Origin of the sequence: Streptomyces prunicolor, from assembly GCF_045162825.1 — a bacterium.
Taxonomy (GTDB): Bacteria; Actinomycetota; Actinomycetes; order Streptomycetales; family Streptomycetaceae; genus Streptomyces; species Streptomyces prunicolor.
Genome location: NZ_CP108676.1, coordinates 4,307,700 through 4,320,753, shown reverse-complemented (window position 1 = coordinate 4,320,753; position 13,054 = coordinate 4,307,700). Strand labels below are relative to the sequence as shown.

The following is a 13,054-nucleotide window of genomic DNA, read 5'->3' as shown; positions in this document are numbered from 1 at the left end:
CACGCCCACGACGACAGCCGCGTCCCCCCCGAGTCCTCGCCCCCCGCGTCCCCGTCCCATGCGTCACTTCCGCGGGCGCGAGGGTAACGGGCATCTACGAACAGTCAGTGCGGACCCGCGCCCACGACAGCCGCAGGCCCGCACCGGCTGACTAGCCGACCTCGCTCAACACACCGAGCACCGCCGACTCGTCCCGGGCCGCCGACAGCCGCTCCCGGAACCCGACATCCATCAACTTCCGCGACAGCAGCGCCAGAATCCGCAGATGCTCATCACCGGCGGCCGCCTCCGGCACGGCGATCATGAACACGAGCCGGGCCTTCGTACCGTCCAGCGAACCCCACTCGACGCCCTCGGCGGACCGCGCGAACCCGACGACGGGCGCACTCACCGCATCCGTCTTGGCATGTGGAATCGCGATCTCGTCCCCGAGCCCGGTCGTCCCCTGCGCCTCCCGCCGCAACGCGGTCGCCACCAACTCCTCGACGTCCACGACCTTCCCGGTCCGCGCCAACAGCCCGGCCATCTCCCGGATCACGGCGTCCTTGTCACCCGCGTCGAGCCGTACCTTGACGGTCTGCTCGGTGAGATACCCGGAGAGGACCTCGGGGAGGACTTCCGGGGTGGGGCTCGTGGTGGGTTCCTCGGCGGGGGAGCCGAAACCGGGGGTGCCTTCGGCTGCGGCCGAGTCGGCACCGGCCGAAGCCCCAACCGCTCTCGCAGCAGGCGAACTTGAGCCGCCCGAGCCCACCACGCTCGCTGCCACCGTCTCTCCGCGCACAGTCCGCTGCTCCGCTACGACAGCCCCGGCGCCCGGAGTTCCCACACCGGCCCCGACCAACGCGAGCCCGGGCTCGACAGTGACCCCGTGCCCGGCGGGCTCCCCGCGCCGCTTCCGCTCACTCACGTCGACCAGCGCGACCGTCGTCACCGCGGTGACCGCCGTACCGATCGCCACCGCCACGAAGAACATCGGTACGCCGCTCACCGCGCCCAGCACCGCCACGATCGGCCCGCCGTGCGGCACCGCGTCCTTGACCCCGGCGAGTCCGGCGACCGCACCGGCCACCGCGCCGCCCAGCATGTTGGCGGGGATGACCTGCGCCGGTCGCGCCGCCGCGAACGGGATCGCGCCCTCGGAGATGCCGAAGCAGCCCATGAACAGCGAGGCCAGACCGGTTTCCCGTTCCTGCTCGGTGTAGAGGCGCTGCCGTATCAACGTGGCCAGGCCCTGGCCGAGCGGCATCACCGGGATCGCGGCGGCGCACATGCCCATGACGGCCTGATTGCCGGTGGCGATGAGCCCCGCGCCGAACAGGAACGCCGTCTTGTTGACCGGCCCGCCCATGTCGAACGCGATCATCAGCCCCAGGATCGTGCCGAGCAGGATCGCGCTGGTGCCGGTCATCCCGCCGAGCCAGCTGGTGAGGTGCTCGAACACCCAGGAGATCGGCTTCCCGATGACGTAGATGAAGAACAGTCCGAGCGCCGTCGTCGCCACGATCGGGATCACGATGATCGGCATGATCGGCTGTACGAACTTCGGGACCCTGACCTTCTTGATCCACAGCACCAGATACCCGGCGAGGAACCCGGTCACGATCGCCCCGATGAACCCGGCGCCCGCCTTCGAGTCGTACAGCGAACCGGTGTTGGCGATCCACCCGCCGATCATGCCCGGCACGAGCGCGGGCCGGTCGCCGATCGCGTAGGCGATGTAGCCGGACAGGATCGGCACCATCAGCGTGAAACCGATCACGCCGATGTTGTTCACGTCCATCCAGAAGGAGTCCTTCGGGATGACCAGACCGCCGGAGGGGTCCGGGTGGCCGCCGAGCGACAGCGAGATCGCGATCAGCAGCCCGCCGACCACGACGAACGGGATCATGTAACTGACCCCGTTCATCAGCGCCTTGTACGCGACGCTCCGCTCCCTGCCGGTCGGCGCGGTGGTCGCCGAGGCCGTACCGCCCGCCGTGTGCACGGGCGCGGACCGCACCTGCTCGATCAGTCGTTCGGGGTGCCGGATGCCCTCGGCGACCCCGACCATGAGGACCCGCTTACCGACGAAACGGCTCAGGTCCACGTCCTTGTCCGCCGCGATGATCACGCCGTCCGCGGTGCTGACATCGTTGTCATCCAGGATGTTTTCAGCCCCGATGGAACCCTGCGTCTCCACCTTCATGTCGATGCCGCGGCTCTCGGCGGCCTGCGCGAGTTTCTCCGCCGCCATGTACGTGTGCGCGATGCCGGTCGGGCACGCGGTCACCGCGAGCAGCCTCAACCGCTGCGGCTCGCCGTCGCCGTGGCCCGTGAGGGGAGGGCCGGCCGTACTCGTCACGTCGTTCTCCTAACACCTTCGTCCAACACCTGCGTCGCGCGGAACGCCGTCCCGGACGTCCCGCGAGATCGATCAGAGGTTCCTGATCTCCGTGCATCCTGCAACATCCGACGCCCGACTCAAAGACGCGGAAGCCCCTGGTCGCCGTCGTCCACTCCCCTCCATCCACCGCTCGCGGGCACCCTCTTGCGGCTCCCCCGGAAACCCGATCCGACACCGGGCGCCCGCTGTAGTTCGGCCGGATCAGTCCGGAGGTGGGCTGGGGGCGGCCCGGTCCACCGGTGTAGCTTGGGTGGAGAGCCAGACGTCGCTGCTGATGGCGGTCGGGCGGTCCCACCGCGGACCGACCGAGGGAGAGAGGGCCTCCGACGGACTGCGCTGTGCGTACGGGGGCATCGCGGTGCCCTCCTTCGGGCACCCCTGTGTCCGCTGCCGCGCAGACCAGCCGTATCCACAAGGCCCCAACCCCGAGGAGCTCCTCGTAATGACGACTGTCGACAACCGACAGGACTTCAAGGTCGCCGATCTCTCCCTGGCCGAGTTCGGCCGCAAGGAGATCACCCTCGCCGAGCACGAGATGCCCGGCCTGATGTCGATCCGCCGCGAGTTCGCCGCCAGCCAGCCGCTGGCCGGTGCCCGCATCATGGGCTCGCTGCACATGACCGTGCAGACCGCCGTCCTCATTGAGACCCTGGTCGCCCTCGGCGCCGAGGTCCGCTGGGTGTCCTGCAACATCTTCTCCACCCAGGACCACGCGGCCGCCGCCATCGCCGTCGGCCCGAACGGTACGCCCGAGAACCCCCAGGGCATCCCGGTCTTCGCCTGGAAGGGCGAGACCCTGGAGGAGTACTGGTGGTGCACGGAGCAGGCGCTGACCTGGCCGAACACCCCCACCGGCGGCCCGAACATGATCCTGGACGACGGCGGCGACGCCACGATGCTCGTCCACAAGGGCGTCGAGTACGAGAAGGACGGCAAGGTCCCCTCCCTCGACACCGCCGAGTCCGACGAGCACCGCGTCGTCCTCCAGGTCCTCCAGCGCACCATCAGCGACGGCTCGCAGAAGTGGACCCAGCTCGCCTCGGAGATCCGCGGCGTGACCGAGGAGACCACGACCGGCGTGCACCGTCTCTACGAGATGCACCGTGACGGCACCCTCCTGTTCCCGGCGATCAACGTGAACGACGCCGTCACCAAGTCGAAGTTCGACAACAAGTACGGCTGCCGCCACTCCCTGATCGACGGCATCAACCGCGCCACCGACGTCCTCATCGGCGGCAAGACCGCGGTCGTCCTCGGCTACGGCGACGTGGGCAAGGGCTGCGCGGAGTCCCTGCGCGGACAGGGCGCCCGCGTGATCGTCACCGAGATCGACCCGATCTGCGCACTGCAGGCGGCGATGGACGGCTACCAGGTCACGACGCTGGACGAGGTCGTCGACAAGGGCGACATCTTCGTCACCACGACCGGCAACAAGGACATCATCATGGCCGCGGACATGGCCAAGATGAAGCACCAGGCGATCGTCGGCAACATCGGTCACTTCGACAACGAGATCGACATGGCCGGCCTGGCGAAGATCCCGGGCATCGTCAAGGACGAGGTCAAGCCGCAGGTCCACACCTGGAAGTTCCCCGACGGCAAGGTCCTCATCGTGCTGTCCGAGGGCCGCCTGCTGAACCTGGGCAACGCCACCGGCCACCCCTCGTTCGTGATGTCCAACTCCTTCGCGGACCAGACCCTGGCCCAGATCGAGTTGTTCACCAAGCCCGAGGAGTACCCGACCGACGTCTACGTGCTGCCCAAGCACCTCGACGAGAAGGTCGCCCGCCTCCACCTGGACGCGCTCGGCGTGAAGCTGACCACGCTCCGCCCCGAGCAGGCGTCGTACATCGGCGTCGAGGTCGAGGGCCCGTACAAGTCGGACCACTACCGCTACTGATCCGGCGACCCCGCCCGCTGTGACCGCGTCCGTGCACTGACGCGGTTCTCAGCGGCGGGACCTCAGCAGCAGATCCTCCGAGGCAGGCCCCCGCACCCCCGTGCCGGGGGCCTGCTCCTTTGGTTCCTCCGGCCGGACCGGCCCGTCAAGACCCAGGACCCCGATGCCCCGCGGCCGTTATTCGCTCCACGATCCGCACGACCACACCCCCCTCGCAGCAGAACACTTCCATTGCGCCCCCGGCCCGTCCGGCTGGCGTTATGTCTCCCAACTCACCACCCCCTCCGGCGATCACAACGGCTCCGTCGACCTCACCCTCGATGAACTCGGCCGCCCCATCCGGCTGGAACTCCACGCGGCGAGCTGGCAGGTGCGCGGCGCCGCTCTCGACGGCGTCACCTGGGTCCGCACCGACCCCACCGGCACCGATGCCACCGAAGGCAATGTGCGCGCCCACGCCTTCACCGGCACCTCCCCCGCGTTCCTCATCGCCACCACCCGTCTCCTGCGCCTCACCCCTTCTCCCACCGCGACCCGCGTCCGCCTGGTCAGCCTCACGGAACCGGTCCTCGCCCCCCGCACCGTGGACCAGTCCTGGGCCTTGCTGAAAAGAGAAACACACGGCACTGACAACGGCCCTCTGACCGTGGACGAATACCAGGTCACAGCCCTGGACACGGGCGAGCAGCACGCCGTGCACATCGCCGGCGACGTGGTGCTCGCGGCACCCGGCATCGAGCTGGAGGAGCTGGAGTCGCCGCCGTCCGTCTTCGGTTGAGCGGCGGCGAGCCGGGGCGGCGGCGAGGCGAGTCAGGCGGGCGGCGCGAACCCGGTGGAGGGCCGAGGGTCGGCGGGCGCCGAGTTCTGCGGTGCCGGGGGCTGCGCCCCGGGCACGACGGGATCGGCTCCCGGGCCACCCGCGGCGGGAACAGGGTGAGCGCCAGAGGGCGGCCAAGAAACGGGCGCGGGAGCGGGAGCGGAACCGTACGGCTGCTGAGGAGCCGGCGACGGCTGGAACGCCGAATTGCCGAAGGCACCCGGCACACCCGCCCCGGGCCCGAACCCGGCGACCGGTACGCCCCCGACCGCGCCGTTCCCGAAGGCCCGCCGCACATCCCGCGCCTGCCGCTCCTGCACCACCGCCGCCAGATACGCGGCCGGCGGAACCCCCTGCGGCGCCGGAGCGCCCGTACGAGCCACCAGGTCCGCGGCAAGCCGCTGAGCCATGGCCCACCCGACCTGCGGATCCAGCTGCTGCATCCGCGTCAGGTACTGCCGGATGGCCAGCCACAGCCCGTCGGGAACAGCGGACAGATCAAGCTCGGCGAAACGTCCCGTCAGCCACGGCGGCGGAGGAGGCACAAAGGCCGTCGGCCCGGCGGACACCCTTTCCCGTACGACGAGTGTGCCCGCGAACACATCCCCGAGCCGCCGCCCGCGCGCCGAGACGAGCGAGGCGATACAGGCGACCACCCCGAACGTCATCAGGATCTCGATCACACCGATCGCACCCCGTACCAGCGCGTGCCGGAACCGGATCGGCCCGCCGTCGTCCCGCACCACGCGCAGCCCGAACGCCAGCTTCCCGAGCGAACGCCCATGACTCAGCGTCTCCACCGCTATGGGCCCGCCGACCAGCACCAGCACAAAGGCCGCGATTGACACCGCGATCTGCGCCGCGACGTCCAAAGAAGCCGTGGCAAACATCAGCGCCACGCTTATGCCGGTGTAGGCGGCTATGGCCACGATCAGATCGAGCAACACCGCCAGCGCCCTGCTGGGCAGCCTCGCGGGGCGCAACTCCAGTGCCACCGCCTCGCCCGTCACCAGCTCACTCACGCCTGCCGCCCTTCCCCTGCCCTGCCCCTGGAACAGCCAGTCTGCCAAGCTGAGGGCATATCGCGCCCCAGTACGACAAGCTGATCCACGACCAGCAGTCGACGAGCAGCCGAGGAGCAGGCAACCAGATGGACCTCGACGTCTTCGTCTCGGCCCACCGAGCCGAGTGGGATCGCCTCGACGCGCTGCTCCGCCGCCAGCGTCGCCTCAACGGCGCCGAGGCCGACGAACTCGTCGCGCTGTACCAGCGCACGGCCACCCATCTCTCCCTGATCCAGTCCAGCGCCCCGGACCCCCAGCTCACCGGACGGCTCAGCCAACTCGTGGCACGCGCGCGTAGTGCGGTGACGGGAACCCGTCGTGCCTCCTGGCGCGATGTCACACGCTTCCTGGGGCACAGTTTTCCGGCCGCGGTGTACCGGGCACGCCACTGGTGGGTCCCCACCGCGCTGCTGTCGACCGTGGTCGCGATCCTCCTGGGGTGGTGGATAGGCACCCACCCCGAAGTGCAGTCCTCCATAGCCGCCCCGAGCCAGCTGCGAGACCTCACCCGCCCAGGCGGCGAGTACGAGACCTACTACTCCAGCCACCCGGCGGCGGCCTTCGCGGCCCAGGTCTGGACGAACAACGCCAAGGCCGCCGCGATGTGCCTGGTCCTGGGCGTCTTCCTGGGCCTGCCAGTCCTCTGGATCCTTTTCGAGAACATGCTCAACCTGGGTGTTGGCATCGGCCTGATGTCGTCGGCGGGCCGGCTCGACACGTTCCTCGGCCTGATCCTCCCGCACGGCCTGCTCGAACTCACGGCGGTCTTCGTCGCCGCCGGCACGGGGATGCGCCTGGGGTGGACCGTCATCGACCCCGGCCCACGCTCGCGCCGCACGGCCCTGGCCGAAGAAGGCCGAGCAGCCGTGGGTATGGCGATCGGCCTCGCCCTGGTCCTGTTCGTCTCCGGCGCCATCGAAGGCTTCGTCACCCCGTCTGGCCTCCCTACTTGGGCCCGCATCGGCATCGGCATCCTCGCCGAAGGAGCCTTCCTGACGTACGTCTACGTCCTGGGCGGTCGTGCCGTACGCGCCGGTGAGACGGGCGATGTCGAGGCGGCCGAACGCAGCTCCTCTGTCCCGACAGCCGCCTGATGTGCGGCCACTCCGGCTGAGCTGCTAGTCTCCTCTTCGCCCCACAGGAGCCGTTGACACGGACCGGTCGGGGAGGTAGATTCGAACAGTTGCCTAGAACTGGATCTGATCCGGTCGGCGACAGTGAGTGTCTGTCTGCTTCTGGAAACGTCGATAGAAACCATCGATTCCAAAGAAGCCACACTCCCGATGAATCGGAAAAGAGCGGCCGGTCAGTCCGGCCCGGAACTTCTGATAAAGTCGGAACCGCCGGAAAGGGAAACGCGGAAGCGGAAACCTGGAAAGCACCGAGGAAATCGGGGCCGGAAACGGTCTGATAGAGTCGGAAACGCAAGGCCGAAGGGAAAAGCCCGGAGGAAAGCCCGAGAGGGTGAGTACAAAGGAAGCGTCCGTTCCTTGAGAACTCAACAGCGTGCCAAAAATCAACGCCAGATATGTTGATACCCCGTCTTCAGTCATCATCTGATGGTTGGGGCGAGGTTCCTTTGAAGAAAACATACAGCGAGGACGCTGTGAACGGTCGGGCTTATTCCGCCTGACTGTTCCGCTCTCGTGTGTGTGGTCCCGATTACGGGAAAACATTCACGGAGAGTTTGATCCTGGCTCAGGACGAACGCTGGCGGCGTGCTTAACACATGCAAGTCGAACGATGAACCACTTCGGTGGGGATTAGTGGCGAACGGGTGAGTAACACGTGGGCAATCTGCCCTGCACTCTGGGACAAGCCCTGGAAACGGGGTCTAATACCGGATAATACTCCTGCACTCATGTGTGGGGGTTAAAAGCTCCGGCGGTGCAGGATGAGCCCGCGGCCTATCAGCTTGTTGGTGAGGTAATGGCTCACCAAGGCGACGACGGGTAGCCGGCCTGAGAGGGCGACCGGCCACACTGGGACTGAGACACGGCCCAGACTCCTACGGGAGGCAGCAGTGGGGAATATTGCACAATGGGCGAAAGCCTGATGCAGCGACGCCGCGTGAGGGATGACGGCCTTCGGGTTGTAAACCTCTTTCAGCAGGGAAGAAGCGCAAGTGACGGTACCTGCAGAAGAAGCGCCGGCTAACTACGTGCCAGCAGCCGCGGTAATACGTAGGGCGCAAGCGTTGTCCGGAATTATTGGGCGTAAAGAGCTCGTAGGCGGCTTGTCACGTCGGGTGTGAAAGCCCGGGGCTTAACCCCGGGTCTGCATTCGATACGGGCTAGCTAGAGTGTGGTAGGGGAGATCGGAATTCCTGGTGTAGCGGTGAAATGCGCAGATATCAGGAGGAACACCGGTGGCGAAGGCGGATCTCTGGGCCATTACTGACGCTGAGGAGCGAAAGCGTGGGGAGCGAACAGGATTAGATACCCTGGTAGTCCACGCCGTAAACGGTGGGAACTAGGTGTTGGCGACATTCCACGTCGTCGGTGCCGCAGCTAACGCATTAAGTTCCCCGCCTGGGGAGTACGGCCGCAAGGCTAAAACTCAAAGGAATTGACGGGGGCCCGCACAAGCAGCGGAGCATGTGGCTTAATTCGACGCAACGCGAAGAACCTTACCAAGGCTTGACATACACCGGAAAGCATTAGAGATAGTGCCCCCCTTGTGGTCGGTGTACAGGTGGTGCATGGCTGTCGTCAGCTCGTGTCGTGAGATGTTGGGTTAAGTCCCGCAACGAGCGCAACCCTTGTCCTGTGTTGCCAGCGTGCCCTTCGGGGTGACGGGGACTCACAGGAGACCGCCGGGGTCAACTCGGAGGAAGGTGGGGACGACGTCAAGTCATCATGCCCCTTATGTCTTGGGCTGCACACGTGCTACAATGGCCGGTACAATGAGCTGCGATACCGTGAGGTGGAGCGAATCTCAAAAAGCCGGTCTCAGTTCGGATTGGGGTCTGCAACTCGACCCCATGAAGTCGGAGTTGCTAGTAATCGCAGATCAGCATTGCTGCGGTGAATACGTTCCCGGGCCTTGTACACACCGCCCGTCACGTCACGAAAGTCGGTAACACCCGAAGCCGGTGGCCCAACCCCCTTGTGGGGAGGGAGCTGTCGAAGGTGGGACTGGCGATTGGGACGAAGTCGTAACAAGGTAGCCGTACCGGAAGGTGCGGCTGGATCACCTCCTTTCTAAGGAGCATCTAGGCCGCTGAGCTTGCTCAGTGGTCCAGGGCCATTACGTCGGCACACGTTCGACGGTGGTTGCTCAAGGGTGGAACGTTGATTATTCGGCACTGTCCGTCATCTCGGGCTGCAAGTACTGCTCTTCGGAGCGTGGAAAGCTGACCTCGAGTGACGACGGTGCCGGGCACGCTGTTGGGTGTCTGAGGGCACGGCTGTAACAAGCTGCCTTCAGTGCCGACCCCAGTGAACTCCGGTACAGACCGGGGGTGATGGGTGGTTGGTCGTTGTTTGAGAACTGCACAGTGGACGCGAGCATCTGTGGCCAAGTTTTTAAGGGCGCACGGTGGATGCCTTGGCACCAGGAACCGATGAAGGACGTGGGAGGCCACGATAGTCCCCGGGGAGTCGTCAACCAGGCTTTGATCCGGGGGTTTCCGAATGGGGAAACCCGGCAGTCGTCATGGGCTGTCACCCATACCTGAACACATAGGGTATGTGGAGGGAACGCGGGGAAGTGAAACATCTCAGTACCCGCAGGAAGAGAAAACAACCGTGATTCCGGGAGTAGTGGCGAGCGAAACCGGATGAGGCCAAACCGTATGCGTGTGAGACCCGGCAGGGGTTGCGTATACGGGGTTGTGGGATCTCTCTTTCACAGTCTGCCGGCTGTGAGACGAGTCAGAAACCGTTGATGTAGGCGAAGGACATGCGAAAGGTCCGGCGTAGAGGGTAAGACCCCCGTAGTCGAAACATCAACGGCTCGTTTGAGAGACACCCAAGTAGCACGGGGCCCGAGAAATCCCGTGTGAATCTGGCGGGACCACCCGCTAAGCCTAAATATTCCCTGGTGACCGATAGCGGATAGTACCGTGAGGGAATGGTGAAAAGTACCGCGGGAGCGGAGTGAAATAGTACCTGAAACCGTGTGCCTACAAGCCGTGGGAGCGTCGCGCATTGAGTTTACTCAATGCGTCGTGACTGTGTGCCTTTTGAAGAATGAGCCTGCGAGTTTGCGGTGTGTTGCGAGGTTAACCCGTGTGGGGAAGCCGTAGCGAAAGCGAGTCCGAATAGGGCGATTCAGTAGCGCGCTCAAGACCCGAAGCGGAGTGATCTAGCCATGGGCAGGTTGAAGCGGAGGTAAGACTTCGTGGAGGACCGAACCCACCAGGGTTGAAAACCTGGGGGATGACCTGTGGTTAGGGGTGAAAGGCCAATCAAACTCCGTGATAGCTGGTTCTCCCCGAAATGCATTTAGGTGCAGCGTCGTGTGTTTCTTGCCGGAGGTAGAGCACTGGATAGGCGATGGGCCCTACCGGGTTACTGACCTTAGCCAAACTCCGAATGCCGGTAAGTGAGAGCACGGCAGTGAGACTGTGGGGGATAAGCTCCATGGTCGAGAGGGAAACAGCCCAGAGCATCGACTAAGGCCCCTAAGCGTACGCTAAGTGGGAAAGGATGTGGAGTCGCAGAGACAACCAGGAGGTTGGCTTAGAAGCAGCCACCCTTGAAAGAGTGCGTAATAGCTCACTGGTCTAGTGATTCCGCGCCGACAATGTAGCGGGGCTCAAGCGTACCGCCGAAGTCGTGTCATTTCAGCAATAGGGCCAACGCCCGCTGGGATGGGTAGGGGAGCGTCGTGTGCCGGGTGAAGCCGCAGCGGAAGCTAGTGGTGGACGGTTCACGAGTGAGAATGCAGGCATGAGTAGCGATACACACGTGAGAAACGTGTGCGCCGATTGACTAAGGGTTCCTGGGTCAAGCTGATCTGCCCAGGGTAAGTCGGGACCTAAGGCGAGGCCGACAGGCGTAGTCGATGGATAACCGGTTGATATTCCGGTACCCGCTGTGAAGCGTCAAACATTGAACCAGGCGATGCTAAGTCCGTGAAGCCGTTCCGGACCCTTCGGGGAATGGAAAGTGGTGGAGCCGACGGACCAGACCTGCAGTAGGTGAGTGATGGGGTGACGCAGGAAGGTAGTCCATCCCGGGCGGTGGTTGTCCCGGGGTAAGGGTGTAGGACGAGTGGTAGGCAAATCCGCCACTCACATAGTCTGAGACCTGATGCCGAGCCGATTGTGGTGAAGTGGATGATCCTATGCTGTCGAGAAAAGCCTCTAGCGAGTTTCATGGCGGCCCGTACCCTAAACCGACTCAGGTGGTCAGGTAGAGAATACCGAGGCGTTCGGGTGAACTATGGTTAAGGAACTCGGCAAAATGCCCCCGTAACTTCGGGAGAAGGGGGGCCATCACCGGTGATCGGATTTACTCCGTGAGCTGGGGGTGGCCGCAGAGACCAGCGAGAAGCGACTGTTTACTAAAAACACAGGTCCGTGCGAAGCCGTAAGGCGATGTATACGGACTGACGCCTGCCCGGTGCTGGAACGTTAAGGGGACCGGTTAGTGCACTTTCGGGTGTGCGAAGCTGAGAACTTAAGCGCCAGTAAACGGCGGTGGTAACTATAACCATCCTAAGGTAGCGAAATTCCTTGTCGGGTAAGTTCCGACCTGCACGAATGGCGTAACGACTTCTCGACTGTCTCAACCATAGGCCCGGTGAAATTGCACTACGAGTAAAGATGCTCGTTTCGCGCAGCAGGACGGAAAGACCCCGGGACCTTTACTACAGTTTGATATTGGTGTTCGGTTCGGCTTGTGTAGGATAGCTGGGAGACTGTGAAGCTTGGACGCCAGTTCAGGTGGAGTCGTCGTTGAAATACCAGTCTGGTCGTGCTGGATGTCTAACCTGGGTCCGTGATCCGGATCAGGGACAGTGTCTGATGGGTAGTTTAACTGGGGCGGTTGCCTCCTAAAGAGTAACGGAGGCGCCCAAAGGTTCCCTCAGCCTGGTTGGCAATCAGGTGTTGAGTGTAAGTGCACAAGGGAGCTTGACTGTGAGACCGACGGGTCGAGCAGGGACGAAAGTCGGGACTAGTGATCCGGCGGTGGCTTGTGGAAGCGCCGTCGCTCAACGGATAAAAGGTACCCCGGGGATAACAGGCTGATCTTCCCCAAGAGTCCATATCGACGGGATGGTTTGGCACCTCGATGTCGGCTCGTCGCATCCTGGGGCTGGAGTCGGTCCCAAGGGTTGGGCTGTTCGCCCATTAAAGCGGTACGCGAGCTGGGTTTAGAACGTCGTGAGACAGTTCGGTCCCTATCCGCTGCGCGCGCAGGAACATTGAGAAGGGCTGTCCCTAGTACGAGAGGACCGGGACGGACGAACCTCTGGTGTGCCAGTTGTTCTGCCAAGGGCATGGCTGGTTGGCTACGTTCGGGAGGGATAACCGCTGAAAGCATCTAAGCGGGAAGCCTGCTTCGAGATGAGTGTTCCCACCCACTAGATGGGTTAAGGCTCCCAGTAGACGACTGGGTTGATAGGCCGGATCTGGAAGGCGGGTAACCGCTGGAGGTGACCGGTACTAATAGGCCGAGGGCTTGTCCTCAGTTGCTCGCGTCCACTGTGTTGGTTCTGAAACCACGAACAACCCCATACCCGGGGCCACCGGGTGTGGTGCGGTTGTCTGTTTCATAGTGTTTCGGTGGTCATAGCGTGAGGGAAACGCCCGGTTACATTCCGAACCCGGAAGCTAAGCCTTACAGCGCCGATGGTACTGCAGGGGGGACCCTGTGGGAGAGTAGGACGCCGCCGAACAAATATTGCGAAAACCCCCGTACCGTTAATCCGGTACGGGG

5 protein-coding genes and 3 rRNA genes are annotated in these 13,054 nt (G+C 64.2%); 6 read left to right on the top strand and 2 right to left on the bottom strand.

What is annotated here, in order from left to right; genetic code table 11:
• Positions 1-151: 151 nt before the first annotated feature.
• Complete coding sequence (locus OG588_RS19435; RefSeq protein ID WP_405948397.1) at positions 152-2,341, bottom strand: fructose-specific PTS transporter subunit EIIC; 2,190 nt, start codon at positions 2,339-2,341, stop codon at positions 152-154.
• A 484-nt stretch (positions 2,342-2,825) separates the two neighbouring features.
• On the opposite strand from OG588_RS19435, the gene ahcY reads away from it, so the two are divergent.
• Together ahcY and OG588_RS19425 are read left to right on the top strand one after the other, a co-directional pair.
• The gene (gene ahcY / locus OG588_RS19430) at positions 2,826-4,283 is read left to right on the top strand and encodes an adenosylhomocysteinase (protein WP_019065449.1); all 1,458 of its coding nucleotides are present in this window, start codon (positions 2,826-2,828) and stop codon (positions 4,281-4,283) included.
• 163 nt (positions 4,284-4,446) lie between these two features.
• Positions 4,447-5,061 carry a hypothetical protein gene (locus OG588_RS19425; protein ID WP_405948396.1) on the top strand — a complete coding sequence of 205 codons (615 nt, stop codon included), beginning with the start codon at positions 4,447-4,449 and terminating at the stop codon, positions 5,059-5,061.
• 32 nt (positions 5,062-5,093) lie between these two features.
• On the opposite strand, the gene OG588_RS19420 is transcribed toward OG588_RS19425, so the two are convergent.
• Positions 5,094-6,122, bottom strand: a complete 1,029-nt coding sequence (locus OG588_RS19420) for an RDD family protein (protein ID WP_405948395.1) — start codon at positions 6,120-6,122, stop codon at positions 5,094-5,096.
• A gap of 128 nt (positions 6,123-6,250) precedes the next feature.
• Here OG588_RS19420 and OG588_RS19415 point away from each other — a divergent pair, with 128 nt between their 5' ends.
• The 4 genes from OG588_RS19415 to rrf all read left to right on the top strand — a co-directional run bounded on the left by OG588_RS19415 (position 6,251) and on the right by rrf (position 13,013).
• Entirely contained in the window at positions 6,251-7,258 is a 1,008-nt protein-coding gene (locus OG588_RS19415; RefSeq protein WP_366097324.1) for a stage II sporulation protein M, read from the top strand.
• Positions 7,259-7,839: 581 nt separating this feature from the next.
• Positions 7,840-9,367: ribosomal RNA gene (locus tag OG588_RS19410) — 16S ribosomal RNA — on the top strand.
• A gap of 314 nt (positions 9,368-9,681) precedes the next feature.
• Positions 9,682-12,804: ribosomal RNA gene (locus OG588_RS19405) — 23S ribosomal RNA — on the top strand.
• Positions 12,805-12,896: 92 nt separating this feature from the next.
• Positions 12,897-13,013: ribosomal RNA gene (rrf, locus tag OG588_RS19400) — 5S ribosomal RNA — on the top strand.
• The 16S, 23S and 5S rRNA genes sit together here, the layout of an rRNA operon.
• The last annotated feature ends 41 nt before the right edge of the window (positions 13,014-13,054 follow it).